We start from the raw sequence: 15,509 nt of genomic DNA, 5'->3' as shown, positions 1-15,509 counted from the left end.
GGGAAGGTCAAGCGCGCTGACACCGCACGCCAGGGTTATCCCGCCATTGCCGCCTTCAGCGCGGCCAGGTAGCTGCCGCTGACGGGCACCGCGCCGCCGCAGCGCAGCGCCAGCCGGTGGCTGCCTTCGCCGGCCGTGGCCAGGCTGGCGATCTGGTCGCGCCGCACGATGGCGCCGCGATGCACGCGCAGGAAGCGGGCCGGGTCGAGCAGCGCCTCCAGCCGGTTGAGCGTGATACGGTGCAGTACCGTGCGCGCCGGCAGGTGCAGCTCCACGTAGTTGCCGGCCGCTTCCATCCACAGGATTTCATCGACGACGACCTGCTCGATGCGGCCCACCGAGCGCACGCCGATGCGCGCCGGGTAGGGTGATGCATCGGCCTGCGCATAGTCGCGCAGCGCCGCGCCGTAGGCTTCGCGCTGGCGCTGCCGCAGCATCGCCGCCGCCCGCTCGACGGCCTGGGCCAGCCGCGCATCGTCCAGCGGCTTGAGCAGGTAATCCAGCGCATGCACCTCGAAGGCATCGACCGCATGGGCGCTGTAGGCGGTGACGAAGACGATCAGCGGCGGCTCGCAAAGCCGCGCCAGTTCGCGCGCCAGCACCAGGCCCGTTTCGCCGGGCATCTGCACATCGAGGAACACCACGTCGACATCGCGGCGCTCCAGGCGGGCGCGCGCCGCCGCGGTGCCGTCGCATTCGGCCGCCAGTTCCCAGCCGGCATAATCGGCCAGGGCGAGGCGCAGGTTGAGACGGCCCGGTTCTTCGTCGTCGACGATCAGGTAGCGGATCGGCATCGTCATGGCGCTCAATCCCGCGCAGCGACCGGCAGGCGCACCTCGGCCACGAAGCGCTCGCCGTGCACGCCGGCACGCAGCGATGCGCCCGGCGTCTGCCTCTGCAGGCGGTCGCGCGTATTGGCCAGCCCCAGCCCGGCGCCGGGATTCGGCGACACCGCCGCGCTGACCGGGTTGGTGACGGTGACGACCATCTCGTTGCCGTCGCGAACGAACGACAGCGTGATGTCGCCGGGGCCGTCGTGGCAATCGAGATCGTGGCGCAGCGCGTTTTCGATCAGCGGCTGCAGCGACAGCGGCGGGCAGTCGACGTCGTGCAGCAGCGCATCGCCGTCGCCTTCGATGGCGATGCGCAGCCGCGCGCCATAGCGCAGCCGTTGCAGGTCGAGGTAATCGCGCACGAACTGCAGTTCCGCCGCCAGCGTCGCCGTCTGGTCCGTGCTGGCCGCCAGCGCATAGCGCAGCAGGGCGCTGAGGCGGCCGATGCCGGCCAGTGCCACCGGCTTGTCGCCGGCACGCACCAGCGCGCTGATGGCGTTCAGCGCATTGAACAGGAAGTGCGGCTCGAGCTGCGCGCGCAGCGCCAGCATGCGCTGCTCTTCCAACTGCAGGCGCAGGTTCAGCATGTCGTTCTGCGCGCGCTGCCAGGCCAGTTCGCGGTCCTTGGCCTGCCGCCAGTAGTGGATCGCCAGGATCGCGGCAAACGTGGCGGTGGTGGTGAACCAGCCCACCAGCAGCATCTTCATCAGCAGCCGGCGCACGTCGCCGAAGCTGGAAATGTCGAGGTAATCGCGCAGCCAGGCGATGTACAGCCACTGCGCCGGCTGGAACAGCAGCACCAGGCCGATGAACAGCAGCACCACGCTGCGCGGCCGCGCCACCAGCACCGGCCAGCGCCCCAGCGCCGTGACCAGCACCGATGAAAGCACCATCAGCGGGATCGCATATTCGACGAACCACGTGGCCAGCAGCACCGGGTAGTGGCTGGCCACGCCGGTGCGCAGGTTGTCGCTGTAGGTCTGCAGCGCGCCCAGCGCGCTGATCGCCGTCCAGACCAGCGCGGCGAGGATCACGGTCCTGGCGGCGGGCAGGGCGGGGGAGCGGGGTGGGGCGGGCGTGTTCATCGGCGGAAAGTATACCAGCGGGTTTGTCGGCCCTCCGGCGGCGGCCGTCCCCGCGCAGCGGCATTCCATCCCACCGGCATCGGCTTTGCCGGCGGCGGGCGGCACAATCGCCCAGCCCAACCCTGGAGGATTGCCTTGAAATCGTTGATTTGCCTGCTCGCATTGTGCTGGTGCGCCACCGCCACCGCCACCGCCACCGCTGTTTCGCCGGTACCCGGCTACGTTCTCGACAACACCGAGGTGCGCGACATCCATGCCGCGGCACTGAAGCGGGACTACCAGCTGTACGTTGCACTGCCCGACTCCTACAGCAATTCCGGCAAGCGCTATCCGGTGGTCTTCGTCGTCGATGCCGGCTATGCGTTCCCGATCGCGCGCGGCATCGCCTCGCGGCTGCACAGGCATGCCGGCATGGAGGAGGCGATCGTCGTCGGCCTGTCGTACGCGAAGGGCGACGCGGCCGTCTACAGCCGCCGCCGCGACTACACGCCGAGCGTGCCGCGCAACGGCGGCTACCGCTCCGACATGCCGGACCGCCCGGCGGCCTTCGGCGAGGCCGGGGCCTACGGCCGCTTCATCGCCACGGAAGTGTTTCCGCTGGTCGCCGCCCGCTACCGCGCCGACATGCGCCGCAAGATCTTCGTCGGCCATTCGTACGGCAGCCTGCTCGGCCTGCAGGTGCTGCTGACGCGCCCACGCACCTTCGAGCACTACATCCTCGGCAGCCCGTCGCTGTGGTTCGACCGGGGCGTGATGTTCGACCGCGAAAAAGCCTTCGCCGCGGCGCACGGCGACATGCCGGCCTCGGTCTTCTTCGGCATCGGCAGCCGCGAAACGCTGGCGCCGGGCAAGCGGCGCTCGCGTGCCGAGGAAGACGCCGACATGGTCGCCGACCTGCGCGACTTCCACGGCGCCCTCGCCGCGCACCGCTACCCCGGCCTCGCCACCACGCTGAAGATCTTCGCCGACGAAGACCACGCCAGCGTCTTCCCCCTCGTCCTCACCCACGGCCTGCGCGCCTACCTGAAGCAGCAATAATCGACGGCCACCAGGCGTCCTCTTCGGTGGTAAAGCAACACCGGGGACAGTCCCCATTTTTTTACCACAGTCGCCGATGTTGCGGGAAAAAAAAGCCCCGCCGGCTTGCGCGGGCGGGGCTTCGGGCGGAGCGGGGGGCTTACAGCACGTCGCTCGCGTGGTCTGCCAGGCGCGAGCGTTCGCCGCGCGCCAGCGTGACGTGGCCGCTGTGGGCCCAGCCCTTGAAGCGGTCGACTACGTAGGTCAGGCCGCTCGAGCCTTCCGTCAGGTACGGCGTGTCGATCTGCGCGATGTTGCCGAGGCAGAGGATCTTCGTGCCCGGGCCGGCGCGCGTCACCAGCGTCTTGATCTGCTTCGGCGTCAGGTTCTGCGCCTCGTCGATGATCAGGAACTTGTTGACGAACGTGCGGCCGCGCATGAAGTTCAGCGACTTGATCTTGATGCGCGAGCGGATCAGGTCCTGCGTCGCCGCGCGGCCCCATTCGCCGGCGTCGTTGTCGGACTTGTTCAGCACTTCCAGGTTGTCGTCGAACGCGCCCATCCACGGGCCCATCTTTTCTTCCTCGGTGCCCGGCAGGAAGCCGATGTCCTCGCCCACCGGCACGGTGACCCGGGTCACGATGATCTCGTTGTACAGCTTCGTTTCCAGCACCTGCGCGAGGCCGGAAGCCAGTGCCAGCAGCGTTTTACCGGTACCCGCCTGGCCCAGCAGCGTGACGAAGTCGCATTCCGGATCCATCAGCAGGTTCAGGGCGAAGTTCTGCTCGCGGTTGCGCGCGGTGACGCCCCACACATTGTTCTTGTTGTGCGAGTAGTCGCGCAGCACGCGGATCACGGCCGTCTTGCCGTTCAGCTGCTTGACCTGGCCGTAGAACGACGCTTCGCCGTTGTTCGGTTCCAGGTACACGAACTGGTTCACCAGCAGCGACGGCACGAACGGCCCCGTCACGCGGTAGTACGTGGTGCTGTAGCCGTTCTTGTTTTCCTGCCACGACTCCATGTCCTTGCCGTGCTTGTTCCAGAAGTCGTCCGGCAGCTGCACGATGCCGGAGTACAGCAGGTCGGTATCTTCCAGCACGTGATCGTTGAAGTAATCCTCGGCGGGCAGGCCCAGCGCGCGCGCCTTGATGCGCATATTGATGTCCTTCGACACCAGCACCACGGCGCGGCCTTCCTGGTCGGCTTCCAGCGAGCGGACCACGGCCAGGATCTGGTTGTCCGCCTTCCCTTGCGGCAGGCCTTCGGGCAGGTCGGCGACCTGCAGCTTGGTCTGGAAGAACAGGCGGCCCTTGGCATCCTTGTTGCCCAGCTTGGACAGCGGGATACCCTGTTCGATCGCGTCGTCATCCGTGTTGGCGACCAGCGCGTCGAGCGTGCGCGAGACCTGGCGCGCATTGCGCGCGACTTCGGACATGCCTTTCTTGTGGTTGTCCAGTTCTTCCAGCGTCATCATCGGCAGGTACACATCGTGTTCCTCGAAACGGAACAGCGATGTCGGGTCGTGCATCAGCACGTTCGTGTCGAGCACGAACAGCTTGGTGCCGCCCATCTGGTCGGCATGGCGGCTGGTCGACGACTTGATCGTGACCTCGACCGGCTTGTGCTTGGCCGGATGCGGCGCCTCGGCCTTGATCGGCGTGACCTTCGAGCGCGGCGCCTTGGCCGTTGCCGGCGCAGCTTCGGCTACTGCGGCCGGCGCAGCGGGAGCCACTTCGGCCGGCGTGGCGGCCACGGCAGCGGCAGCGGCCGGGTAAGCGACCTTGGCCGGCGAAGGAGCGGCCACGGCAGGTGCTTCGGCCGCGGTCTTCGCGGCGCCCTTGCGCGTGGTCTTCTTCGCGACCGGCGGCAGCGGCTCGGCCAGGACGGTCGGCGTCACGACATCGAGTATCTCGACGGATTTGCCGCGTGCGGATTTCTTCTTCGGTACTTCGTCATGTTCGGGGAACGGTACCGGGTTGGCGCCGCTCGCCTTCGGGTAATCTTTTGCCAGCAGCAGGGTGGCCGGCTTGGTGGGCAGTTTTGGCAGTGGCATCAGGATCTCGTCTTAAAAAAGTCCCGCGTGGCCGGCATGGGCCACGGTGACAGGTCGGTAGGGAATGCAGTGGATGCCAAGAGGGCAGCAGGATGCCCGGGTAGCGAAACTACGGGAGTTGCGGCAGTGAGGAGAGGAGAACGCTGTTGACTCAAAATCTGACTGCACGAAGATCGTGCACGAACATCGGTTAGGGATAACCGGAACGGTGGCGGCGGGCTCGGTCGCAAACTTGATATCAGCCCCGGCGCGCTACAAATTCCAGCACTTCATCGACGTGACCGGGTACCTTCACGCCACGCCATTCTTTCACCAACCTGCCTTGGGCGTCAATGACAAACGTACTGCGCTCGACCCCGCGCACTTCCTTGCCATACATCTTCTTCTGCTTCATCACGCCGAACGCCTGGCATACCGCCTCGTCGGGGTCTGAAATCAGTTCGAACGGCAGTCCGAGCTTGGCCTTGAAGCTTTCGTGCGAGCGCAGCGAATCGCGGCTGATGCCGTAGATTTCCACCCCGGCGGCCTTGAACTGCTCGTGCAGGTCGCGGAACGCCATGTTCTCCGTGGTGCAGCCGGGCGTATTGTCCTTCGGGTAGAAGAACAGCACGGTGGCCTGGGCCGGACGTCCGGCCAGCGTGAACGTCTGGCCGCTCGTCATCGCGGCGCTGAAATCAGCCAATGTTGTGTCGGGCAATGATGCGTCGGGCACGGATGCGTCGGGCAGGGGGGCGTCGGTTTGATCGGGGCTATCGGCCACGCTGTTTCTCCTGGAAGGATTGGTGTGCACCGGCGGCGAGAAAGCGCCGGGCGATGCAGCTTTGATATGGCGGCGCCATGCGGTAAATCAAGGCCGCTCAGATGCCGGTATTTTTTTCGATGATGAGCGCAAGCAGCACCTTGCGCCCTTCGCCCATCAGGATGTTGTAGGTGCGGCAGGCCGCATTGGTGTCCATGCACTCGACGCCGATCTGCCTGCCCGTCAGCGGCGCGGACAGGCGCGGATGCACGAAGCGCTGGCGCTCGCCGGTGCCGAGGATCACCACGTCCGGCGCTTCGGCCAGCAACTGTTCGAAGTGCGCCACGGTGAGGTCGGCGAAGCTGGCCACCGGCCACGGCTGCGGCGCCTTCTCGGGCAGCACGAGCAGGCTGTGGTCGAACGGCTGGGCATTGATCTCGACGCCGCCGGGGAAATAGCCGGTGACGGTCTGGTATTGCTGGGTATTGCTGGAATGGAGCTTCATGGTCTCGCCGCCTGGTCGGTCTGGATTCGCGAAAGAGGCTCTATTGTAACGTTTGCCATCCGAACCGGCCCGGTGCGGTTGCCTAATCGAACTTTATTCGGCAGAATGGGTCATTTTCGCAATGCAGCAATGGCATGCCGCAAAGCGTGCAACCAATGCGTGCAAGACTCGCACTTTCGGGGATGATTTTGCGACCGATTCAGAAATCGAACAAGCTGGCAGAAGTCTGCTATGAAATCCGCGGTCCGGTGCCGGAAAAGGCCCGGCAGATGGAGGAAGAGGGCCACAAGATCACCAAGCTCAACATCGGCAACCTGGCCGTGTTCGGCTTCGATCCGCCCGACGAGATCGTGCAGGACATGAAGATCCAGCTGCCGAACGCGGCCGGCTACACCGATTCGAAGGGCATGTTCGCGCCGCGCAAGGCGGTGGTGCACTACACCCAGGGCAAGAACATCGCCGGCGTGACGATCGACGACGTCTACCTGGGCAACGGCGCTTCCGAGCTCATCGTGATGTCGATGAACGCGCTGCTCAACAACGGCGACGAAGTGCTGGTGCCGGCGCCGGATTACCCGCTGTGGACCGCCGCCGTCAGCCTGTCCGGCGGCCGCCCGGTGCATTACATCTGCGACGAACAGCAGGACTGGTTCCCGGATATCGACGATATCCGCAAGAAGATCACGCCGAACACGCGCGCGATCGTCGTCATCAACCCGAACAATCCCACCGGCGCGCTGTACCCGGACGAGGTACTGCTGCAGATCATCGAGCTGGCACGCCAGCACCAGCTGATCATCTATGCCGATGAGATCTACGACAAGGTGCTGTACGACGGCGCCACGCACACGTCGATCGCCTCGCTGTGCGAGGACGTGCTGTGCGTGACCTTCAACGGCCTGTCGAAGAATTACCGCGCATGCGGCTACCGGGCCGGCTGGATGGTCGTCTCGGGCGAAAAGCGGCACGCAAAGGACTACATCGAGGGGCTCAACATGCTGGCCTCGATGCGCCTGTGCGCCAATGCACCGGGCCAGTTTGCGATCCAGACTGCGCTCGGCGGCTACCAGAGCATCCAGGATCTGGTCGGCCCCGGCGGGCGCCTGCTCAAGCAGCGCGACCTGGCTTACCAGCTGCTGACGGAGATCCCCGGCGTCAGCGTGGTGAAGCCGAAGGCGGCGCTGTACATGTTCCCGCGCCTCGATCCGAAGATCTACCCGATCGCGGACGACCAGCAGTTCGCCTACGACCTGCTGGCCGAAACCAAGGTGCTGATCGTGCAGGGCACGGGCTTCAACTGGATCGCGCCGGATCACTTCCGCGTCGTGTTCCTGCCCAATACGGACGACATGACGGAAGCGTTCGGACGCATTTCCCGCTTCCTCGAAGGCTATCGCCGCAAGCACGGGACGTAAGCAATACAGCTGGCTGACCGATCAACCCGGCGCGCGGCATTCCGCGCGCCAGCAATGAAACTGGAAACATGAAATCGATCAAAGTAGGTTTGCTGGGCGTGGGCAATGTCGGAGGCGGTACCTTCGACGTCCTGAAACGCAACCAGGAAGAGATCCGCCGCCGTGCCGGCCGCGGCATCGAAGTGGTGGCCGTGTCGGCCCGTAACCTGGAGCGCGCCAGGGCCCGCACCAACGGCGAAGTGGCGGTGGCGGCCGATCCGTTCGCGATCGTCGACGATCCGTCGATCGACATCGTGGTCGAACTGATCGGCGGCTACGACACCGCCCGCGAACTCGTCATGCGCGCGATCGCCAACGGCAAGCATGTCGTCACCGCCAACAAGGCGCTGCTGGCCGTGCACGGCAACGAGATCTTCAAGGCGGCCCAGGAAAAGGGCGTGATGGTGGCGTTCGAGGCGGCCGTGGCCGGCGGCATCCCCATCATCAAGGCGCTGCGCGAAGGCCTGACGGCGAACCGCGTGCAATGGCTGGCCGGCATCATCAACGGCACCACGAACTTCATCCTGTCCGAGATGCGCGACAAGGGCCTGGACTTCGACACCGTGCTGAAGGAAGCGCAGGCGCTGGGCTATGCCGAAGCCGACCCCACCTTCGACATCGAAGGCGTGGACGCCGCGCACAAGGCCACGATCCTGTCGGCGATCGCGTTCGGCATCCCGGTGCAATTCGCCAAGGCGCACGTGGAAGGCATCACCAAGCTCGAAGCGATCGACATCCGCTACGCCGAACAACTGGGCTACCGCATCAAGCTGCTGGGCATCGCCAAGCGCACCCGCGTCGACGGCGCCGAAGGCATCGAACTGCGCGTGCACCCCACGCTGATCCCGGCCAAGCGCCTGATCGCCAACGTCGAAGGCGCGATGAACGCCGTGCTGGTGCAGGGCGACGCCATCGGCGCCACGCTGTACTACGGCAAGGGCGCCGGCGCCGAGCCGACCGCCTCGGCCGTGATCGCCGACCTGGTCGACATCACCCGCCTGGCCACCGCCGACCCGGAACACCGCGTGCCGCACCTGGCGTTCCAGCCGGACGAACTGGCCGACATCGCCATCGTGCCGATGGCCGAGATCACCACCAGCTACTACCTGCGCATGCGCGTGGCCGACCAGCCGGGCGTGCTGGCCGACCTGACGCGCATCCTGGCCGACAGCGGCATCTCGATCGACGCGATGATGCAGAAGGAGCCGGCCGAAGGCGAAGTCCAGGCCGACATCATCATGCTGACGCACCAGACCCAGGAAAAGAAAGTGCTGGCCGCCATCGCCCGCATGGAAGGCCTGCCGACCGTGCTGGGCAGCGTGACCAAGATCCGGCTGGAAAACCTGGCCTGACCCGGTTCTGCTCCGATAACGAAAACGGCCTGCGGGCCGTTTTTTTCGACCGTTGTAAAACATTAGGGGACAGTCCCCCTGAGAGGGACTGTCCCCTAATGTTTACGCCGGCAAGGAGCGGTGCTCCTTGAAACCCCGGCTGCGCCCGCAGATGTTTTACAGCAGTTTTTGGGGGCAAAAAAAGAGCGGGCGACACTTGCGTGCGCCCGCTGGAAGGGGAGGTACTTCTGCTACTCTCAGATGCTACTTACTACCGGTACTACTACTTCAGTACAAGCCCCTGCTCCGGGGCCGAAAAATTGGTGATGCTCTCCTGGTGACGATTACTTGGAAGCGACGGTCAGTTCGCTCTTCACTTCCTTCACGCCTTCAACGGCGGAAGCGGCCTGGATGGCCTTGGTGCCTTCATCGGTGCTCGGTACGGAACCGGTCAGCGTCACTACGCCCTGGTTGGCGGAAACACCGATTTCTTTCTGGTCAGCCAGCGCAGCCTTGACTTTCGAGGTCAGCGCGGAGTCGCCGGCAGCGGCGGCAGCACCTGCCATGGCGGCATCCTGTTGCGGCTCGGCGGCGAAAGCGGCGGAACCGAAGGTCAGGGAAGCGGCAGCCAGCAGGGAGGCGATCAGTTTGGTGTTCGTCATGGTATGAATCTCCATCGTAGTTTAAGGAACGCCGTGTGACGTTGCTTCACTACTTGCAAGCGCCGTGCCAGCTCTTAAATGTCGAGCTGAATCAAGGACTTGGAGTTTCCGGCAAGATTAAATTGCCGTCAAGAACTGAAATGGCGGGGGTTTTGGACCGGTTTTGTCGTGAGGTGGCGACACTCCCCGGTCCAGATAAGCCAACTATTTGATTATTAAGACATTATTCCTGTCGCTCGTCAGCGACAGTGCCGCCCTCGCGGAATTGCGCCGCGTTCAGGTCGTACTTCGACAGCAGCCGGTAGAACTCGGTCCGGTTGCGTTCGGCCAGCCGTGCGGCATCGGAGACATTGCCGTCCGTGAGCTTCAGCAGCTGTACCAGGTAATTGCGCTCGAAGCGCTGCTTGGCCTCGGTATAGCTGAGCACTTCCAGCGTCGGCACGCGCAGCGCGCGGTGCACCAGCGTCAGCGGCACGAGCGGCGCGGTGGCCAGCGCGCACACGTGTTCGACCACGTTGTACAGCTGCCGCACGTTGCCCGGCCAGGCGGCGCGCGTCAGCGCCTCCAGCGCATCCGGGGCGAAGCCGTTGACCGTCTTGCCGTACTTCGATGCCAGCATCTGCAGGAAGCGCGTGGCGAGCAGGCCGATGTCCTCGCGCCGCTGTGCCAGCGCCGGCAGGGTCAGCGTGATCACGTTCAGCCGGTAATACAGGTCTTCGCGGAACTGCCCTTCCAGCATCGCCGCGTCGAGGTCGCGGTGCGTGGCCGACAGCACGCGCACGTCGACCGGCCGGCCGGTGTCCGAACCCAGCTGGCGCACCACGCGTTCCTGCAGCACGCGCAGCAGCTTCACCTGCAGCAGCAGCGGCATGTCGCCGATTTCATCGAGGAACAGGGTGCCGCCGTCGGCCGCCTGCACCAGGCCCTCGCGGCTGTTCACGGCGCCCGTGTACGCGCCTTTCACGTGGCCGAACAGTTCCGATTCCAGCAACTGCTCGGGAATCGCGCCGCAATTGACGGCGATGAACGGCGCGTTCGCGCGCCGGCTGGCGCGGTGGATGGCGCGTGCCAGCAATTCCTTGCCGGTACCGCTTTCGCCGCGGATCAGCACGCTGGCGTCGGACGCCGCCACCAGCCGCGCCTCGGCCAGCAGTTCGGCCATGGCCTGGCTGCGGCTGATGATCTCGGCGCGCCAGCTGTCGTCGCCATCCGGCCCCGCCGTGCTGGGCGCCGTCAGCGCCAGCGCCTGGCTGATCCGGTCCAGCAGGATCTTGGCGTCGAACGGTTTCGTCAGGTAGGCATAGGCGCCCAGCGTGGTGGCTTCCACCGCGTCGGGGATGGTGCCGTGCGCCGTCAGCAGGATCACCGGCAGCGCCGGATACTGGTTGCGGATCTGCTGGAACAGCGCCATGCCGTCGCGGTCCGGCAGCCGGATGTCGCTGATGACGAGCGAGGGCAGCTCGATCGACAGCCGGGCCAGCGCCGCTTCGGCGCTGCCCACCGCCGTCACGCGGTAGCCGTTCGCCGTCAGTCGCATCGACAGCAGGCGCAGCAGGTCATCGTCGTCGTCGACGAGCAGCAGGTGGGCTCCCGGGGCGGCCATCAGCGCGCTCCCGGTGTCGAAGCGCCATTCGCGCCGTTGGCCGGCCGCACCGGCAAGCCCCGCTCGATCGCCTTCAGCGCCTCGACCGTGTCGCTCAGCTGCTCGGTCTTGCGCGCCGAGTCCTTCAGCTGCGTGGCCAGCCGGTCGGCCTGGTCGTACAGCCGGCGCGCTTCCGCGCAATGGCTCGACAGCAGTTGCGCGAACGCGCGCAGGCCTTGCGTGCCCGGCTCGTGCGACAACGCCACGCCCTCGAACAGCCCTTGCGCGCGTGCCAGGTCGCCGCCGCCGCGCGTCAGCATCAGGATCATGCCGGTCTGCAGCGTCACCTTCGGCGTACGCTGCTGCTGCAACAACCCGGACAGCTCCTTGAGCAGCTCGCCCTGCGTCATCTTGCGCAGCGACTGGTGATAGACGAGCAGCGGCATCACCTCGTCCGGCAGGGCTACCGGCTCGACCTTGATCGGCATCGGCTGCACGGCCAGCGGCGCGCCGTAATGCGCCAGCACGCTGTGCTGGGTTCCGCAGGCCGACAGCAGCAGCAGGAAGGGCAGCAGCGGCAGCAATGCCGACCGCGGCGCGCGAAATGGTGTGGGATCAGTTTTCATAAGGCAGTTCGAGACGGAAGTGGGCCCCAGGCGACGAGGGCAGGAGTTGCAGGGTGCCGCCGTGTGCGTTCACGTATTCGCGCACGATCGACAGGCCGATGCCATTGCCGCGCCGCGCGCCGGGCGGCTGGCGTTCGCCCTGGTAAAACGGCTCGAATACACGCTGCGCGTCGGCAGGGGCCACGCCCGGGCCCTGGTCGATGCAGTCCAGCCGCAGCATGCCGTTCTCGCGGGCGACGATGAAGCGCACCGTGCCGCCCTCGGGAGAAAAGCGCACGGCGTTCGACAGAAGGTTGCTGGCCACGATCGCCAGCTTGGCGGCATCCACCGCAATCTCCGGTGCGCTGCCTTCGACCATCACGACCAGGCTGCGTGCCTGGCACTGCAGGCGCTGGCTGTCGACTACCCGGCGTACCAGTGCCGCCATGTCGACCGGTTCGCGCATCAAGTGCTGCGCATCGAAACTGGCGGCATTGTAACGCAGCAGATCTTCGATCTGGTTTTGCAGCGATGCCGTGTTTTGCCGGAGGATGTGCGTGATTTCATGCTGTTTCGGTGCCAGCGGGCCGGCCACGCCATCTTCCAGCAAGGCGACGCCCTCGACCATCGCGGCCAGCGGCGTCTTCAGCTCGTGCGAGATGTGGCGCATGAAGCGCGCCTTGTCCGCCTCCAGGTCGGCCAGCCGCTGGCGCAGCCAGTCCAGGTGGCGGCCCATGCGGCGCAGGTCGTCCGGCCCGGTCACCTCGATCGGCACGTCGTAGCGGTTGCCGCCCAGCTGTGCGATCGCGCTTTCGATCTGCCGCAGCGGGCGCGCCAGCCACACGCCGAACGCGATCGACAGCACGGCGGCCAGCGCGATCGCCAGCGCCAGCTGGCCGCGCAGCACATTGCGGCGCGTTTCCAGTTCCTCGGTGATCGCGGCATTGCGCCGGTCGACCTCGGCCTGCACGAGGTGGGCCAGTTCGCTGTTGATCGCGGGCAGCTGCGCCAGCGCTGCATCGAGCCGCAACTGTGCCGCGCCACGGTGGGTCTCGGGCATGCCGAGCGCCGCGCGTGCCGCCTCGCTATTGCGGCGCCAGTCGGCCAGCACCGGCGACGCGGTGCCCGGCAGTTCGGCGTCGATCGCATCGAGCGCCGCCAGCGCATCGCGCCACGCCTCGCGGAACCGGTCCAGGAAGGCGACATCGTCGAGCACCAGGAACTGGCGCGCGCTGCGCTCCATCGCCACGCTGCGCTCGGCCACCCGCTGTGCGTTCGCGGTCAGGGTAATCGCATCGTTGCCAGTCTCGCGGCTGTGCTCCGAGAGCCGGTTCAGAGTCAGCAGCGCGAGCACCGAGGTGGCGCTCAGCAGCGCGGCAATCAACAGGAAAGCAATCAGCGACAAAAGGCGGAACGAAAGCTTGGGCAAGGGTGGCACTCTGTATGAATGTTAACTAAGGAATAATAGTTGAATTCGCTGCGGCGTTGTTGTTTTATTGATCATTCCGCCCCGGTCGCCGCATTGGCCGAGTCCTGTATTAATAGGCGATATAAAACCCGCGCGGCAAGCCGGGCCGGCCACGCGAGCGCGAATAATAGCGTGACAATTGGTGAGAATTGGCGCAAACAGGGCCGTTGCCGGCCGGCTGTTACAAAAAAATCAGAGTTGGTGACAATTCGCCGACTTTTAAGGGCCTTGCGATTGCTAGACTCCCGCTTCGCTCGTTAACCACCGTAATGCCGTCTGAAATGGCCCAAAAGCAACGCTTGCAGGCCGATAGTTTTGTTGTTTGCAGCAGGGCTCGCTTATAATTTCTGCCATTACCTGCCACATAAAATGTTCGCAGTGGCGCACGAAAGAGTCATACCACCGCGACGGGGAAAGTCAATGTACAGGGCAGGCGTCAGTTTTTCCATTCTCGGGCACGCGGCCTGGGCGCCCGGCGTGGTCACGGCGGACGAGTGGGCGGCCTGGGCCGAGGCGCCGGCGCCGATCGCCCATGAAGGCGAACCGGGGGTGCGCGCCATGCCGCCGATGCTGCGGCGCCGCCTTGCGCAGTTGGGCAAGATGGCGCTCGACGTTGCCTACACGGTGCTCGGCGAGCGCACCGGCATTCCCACCGTGTTCTGTTCGCGCCATGGCGAAACGGCGCGGGCGATCGCATTGCTGGACGACCTGGCGCGCGGCGAGCCGCTGTCGCCCACCGCGTTCGGCATGTCGGTGCATAACGCCAACGCCGGCCTGTTCTCGATCGCGCGCGGCGACCGGGCCAACCACGTCGCGCTCGCGGCCGGCAACGGCACGCTCGAGCACGCGGTGATCGAAGCTTGCGGCCTGCTGGCCGACGGCGAACCGGCCGTGCTGCTGGTGGCCGCCGACTGCCCGCTGCCGGAAGCGTTCGCGCCCTTCGCCGACCGCGCCGAGCAGCCGCATGCCTTTGCCTGGCTGATGGCGGCGGACGGCGGCACGGAACGGCTGTCGCTGCACTGGGCGGCCAGCGATGCCGGGGAAGATCGCGGCGGCCTGCCCGGCACGCTCGACGTGCTGCGCTTCTATGCCGCCGGCGCGCCGCATCTCGAGCGGGTGGCCGGGCGGCGGCGCTGGCGCTGGAGCCGCGGTGATTGAAGCACTGGGGCGGGCCTGGCGCGTGGGCGCCACCGGCCTGTCTTTCGCATTGTTCGGCATCGGCGGCCTCGTGATGCGGCTTGCCGTGTTCCCGCTGTTGTACCTGCTGGTCTGGCGGCGCGAGCGGCGCGTGACGGCGGCGCGCGCCATCATCCGCATGGCGTTCCGCGCCTATGTGGACGTGATGCGCGCGCTGGGTGTGCTGCGCTACGAAGTGCGCGGGCTGGAAAAGCTGGACCGGCGCGGTCTGCTGATCCTGGCGAACCACCCGACGCTGATCGACACGGTGTTCCTGATGGCGTTCGTGCGCAATGCGGACTGCATCGTCAAGGGTGCGCTGTGGAACAACCCGTTTACACGGGGGCCGGTGCGGGCCGCGGGCTACATCAGCAACAGCGGGGGAGACGGCGATGGCCTGGTGCGGGATTGCATCGCCTCCCTGGAAGACGGCAACAACCTGATCGTGTTCCCGGAAGGGACGCGCACTCCCGCCGGCGGCAGCATCAGCCTGAAGCGGGGCGCCGCCAACGTGGCGGTACGCGGCGCGCGCGCCATCACGCCGGTCGTGATCCGCTGCGATCCGCCCACGCTGGGCAAAGGGGAAAAGTGGTGGCGGGTGCCGCCGCGCCGGGTGTGCTTCTCGCTGGAAGTGCAGGACGACGTGGCGGTGGAGCCCTTCATCCACGGCAGCAGCGACGTGATGGCGGCGCGCCGGCTGACGGAATTTTTACAGAACTATTTTACGGGGAAGTACCAAGGCCATGCTTGAACAAGAAGTGAAGGAACTGATCATCGACGTGCTCCAGCTGGAGGACATCAGCCCGAAGGACATCGACACGGACGCACCGCTGTTCGTCGACGGGCTGGGGCTCGATTCGATCGATGCGCTCGAACTGGGCGTGGCCCTGCAGAAGAAGTACGGCATTTCGCTCTCGGCAGACTCGGAAGACACGCGCCGCCATTTCGCCTCCGTGCGGGCACTGGCGGCGATGATCGAAACCAATCGCAAGCAATGAG

Annotated in this window: 15 protein-coding genes; 6 read left to right on the top strand and 9 right to left on the bottom strand. The window is 66.0% G+C overall.

All coding sequences use genetic code 11. From position 1 onward, the window contains the following. Positions 1 to 35: 35 nt before the first annotated feature. Both ACY34H_RS26655 and ACY34H_RS26650 read right to left on the bottom strand, forming a co-directional pair. Positions 36 to 800 (bottom strand): LytR/AlgR family response regulator transcription factor, encoded by a 765-nt coding sequence (locus ACY34H_RS26655; RefSeq protein ID WP_464980451.1) that lies wholly within the window; start codon positions 798 to 800, stop codon positions 36 to 38. A 5-nt stretch (positions 801 to 805) separates the two neighbouring features. Further along, the gene (locus ACY34H_RS26650; protein ID WP_464980450.1) at positions 806 to 1,918 is read right to left on the bottom strand and encodes a sensor histidine kinase; all 1,113 of its coding nucleotides are present in this window, start codon (positions 1,916 to 1,918) and stop codon (positions 806 to 808) included. Positions 1,919 to 2,053: 135 nt separating this feature from the next. Here ACY34H_RS26650 and ACY34H_RS26645 point away from each other — a divergent pair, with 135 nt between their 5' ends. Then, positions 2,054 to 2,956 carry an alpha/beta hydrolase gene (locus ACY34H_RS26645; protein ID WP_464980449.1) on the top strand — a complete coding sequence of 301 codons (903 nt, stop codon included), beginning with the start codon at positions 2,054 to 2,056 and terminating at the stop codon, positions 2,954 to 2,956. 139 nt (positions 2,957 to 3,095) lie between these two features. On the opposite strand, the gene ACY34H_RS26640 is transcribed toward ACY34H_RS26645, so the two are convergent. From ACY34H_RS26640 to ACY34H_RS26630, 3 genes are all read right to left on the bottom strand, one after another. Further along, the gene (locus ACY34H_RS26640) at positions 3,096 to 4,988 is read right to left on the bottom strand and encodes a PhoH family protein (protein ID WP_464980448.1); all 1,893 of its coding nucleotides are present in this window, start codon (positions 4,986 to 4,988) and stop codon (positions 3,096 to 3,098) included. 238 nt (positions 4,989 to 5,226) lie between these two features. After that, a complete protein-coding gene (locus tag ACY34H_RS26635) occupies positions 5,227 to 5,670 on the bottom strand; it encodes a peroxiredoxin (protein WP_464980493.1) in 444 nt (147 codons plus the stop codon). A gap of 175 nt (positions 5,671 to 5,845) precedes the next feature. Next, a complete protein-coding gene (locus ACY34H_RS26630) occupies positions 5,846 to 6,232 on the bottom strand; it encodes an Mth938-like domain-containing protein (RefSeq protein WP_464980447.1) in 387 nt (128 codons plus the stop codon). 188 nt (positions 6,233 to 6,420) lie between these two features. Between ACY34H_RS26630 and ACY34H_RS26625 the strand changes: the two genes are divergently transcribed. Then, complete coding sequence (locus ACY34H_RS26625; RefSeq protein ID WP_464980446.1) at positions 6,421 to 7,647, top strand: pyridoxal phosphate-dependent aminotransferase; 1,227 nt, start codon at positions 6,421 to 6,423, stop codon at positions 7,645 to 7,647. Positions 7,648 to 7,715: 68 nt separating this feature from the next. After that, positions 7,716 to 9,038: a homoserine dehydrogenase gene (locus tag ACY34H_RS26620; protein ID WP_464980445.1), complete on the top strand. Its 1,323-nt coding sequence runs from the start codon at positions 7,716 to 7,718 to the stop codon at positions 9,036 to 9,038. Positions 9,039 to 9,361: 323 nt separating this feature from the next. On the opposite strand, the gene ACY34H_RS26615 is transcribed toward ACY34H_RS26620, so the two are convergent. From ACY34H_RS26615 to ACY34H_RS26600, 4 genes are all read right to left on the bottom strand, one after another. Further along, positions 9,362 to 9,679 carry a BON domain-containing protein gene (locus ACY34H_RS26615; RefSeq protein ID WP_464980444.1) on the bottom strand — a complete coding sequence of 106 codons (318 nt, stop codon included), beginning with the start codon at positions 9,677 to 9,679 and terminating at the stop codon, positions 9,362 to 9,364. Positions 9,680 to 9,902: 223 nt separating this feature from the next. Continuing rightward, complete coding sequence (locus ACY34H_RS26610; RefSeq protein WP_464980443.1) at positions 9,903 to 11,282, bottom strand: sigma 54-interacting transcriptional regulator; 1,380 nt, start codon at positions 11,280 to 11,282, stop codon at positions 9,903 to 9,905. After that, positions 11,282 to 11,887, bottom strand: a complete 606-nt coding sequence (locus tag ACY34H_RS26605; RefSeq protein WP_464980442.1) for a hypothetical protein — start codon at positions 11,885 to 11,887, stop codon at positions 11,282 to 11,284. The genes ACY34H_RS26610 and ACY34H_RS26605 overlap by 1 nt, the downstream gene beginning before the upstream one ends. Beyond that, the gene (locus ACY34H_RS26600) at positions 11,877 to 13,304 is read right to left on the bottom strand and encodes a HAMP domain-containing sensor histidine kinase (protein ID WP_464980441.1); all 1,428 of its coding nucleotides are present in this window, start codon (positions 13,302 to 13,304) and stop codon (positions 11,877 to 11,879) included. Before ACY34H_RS26600 ends, ACY34H_RS26605 begins: the two co-directional genes overlap by 11 nt. 450 nt (positions 13,305 to 13,754) lie before the next feature. Here ACY34H_RS26600 and ACY34H_RS26595 point away from each other — a divergent pair, with 450 nt between their 5' ends. The 3 genes from ACY34H_RS26595 to ACY34H_RS26585 are packed head-to-tail and all read left to right on the top strand — an operon-like array spanning position 13,755 to position 15,508. Continuing rightward, on the top strand, positions 13,755 to 14,492 hold the full coding sequence (locus tag ACY34H_RS26595; protein ID WP_464980440.1) for a beta-ketoacyl synthase chain length factor: 738 nt from the start codon (positions 13,755 to 13,757) through the stop codon (positions 14,490 to 14,492). Next, positions 14,485 to 15,261, top strand: a complete 777-nt coding sequence (locus ACY34H_RS26590) for a lysophospholipid acyltransferase family protein (RefSeq protein WP_464980439.1) — start codon at positions 14,485 to 14,487, stop codon at positions 15,259 to 15,261. Before ACY34H_RS26595 ends, ACY34H_RS26590 begins: the two co-directional genes overlap by 8 nt. Then, positions 15,254 to 15,508 carry a phosphopantetheine-binding protein gene (locus ACY34H_RS26585; RefSeq protein WP_130188152.1) on the top strand — a complete coding sequence of 85 codons (255 nt, stop codon included), beginning with the start codon at positions 15,254 to 15,256 and terminating at the stop codon, positions 15,506 to 15,508. The genes ACY34H_RS26590 and ACY34H_RS26585 overlap by 8 nt, the downstream gene beginning before the upstream one ends. The last annotated feature ends 1 nt before the right edge of the window (position 15,509 follow it).

The sequence above is a fragment of the Pseudoduganella sp. jia 9 genome (assembly GCF_055502615.1).
The sequence above is the reverse complement of the archived record's forward strand: the minus strand, read 5'-3'. Positions and strand labels throughout refer to the sequence as shown.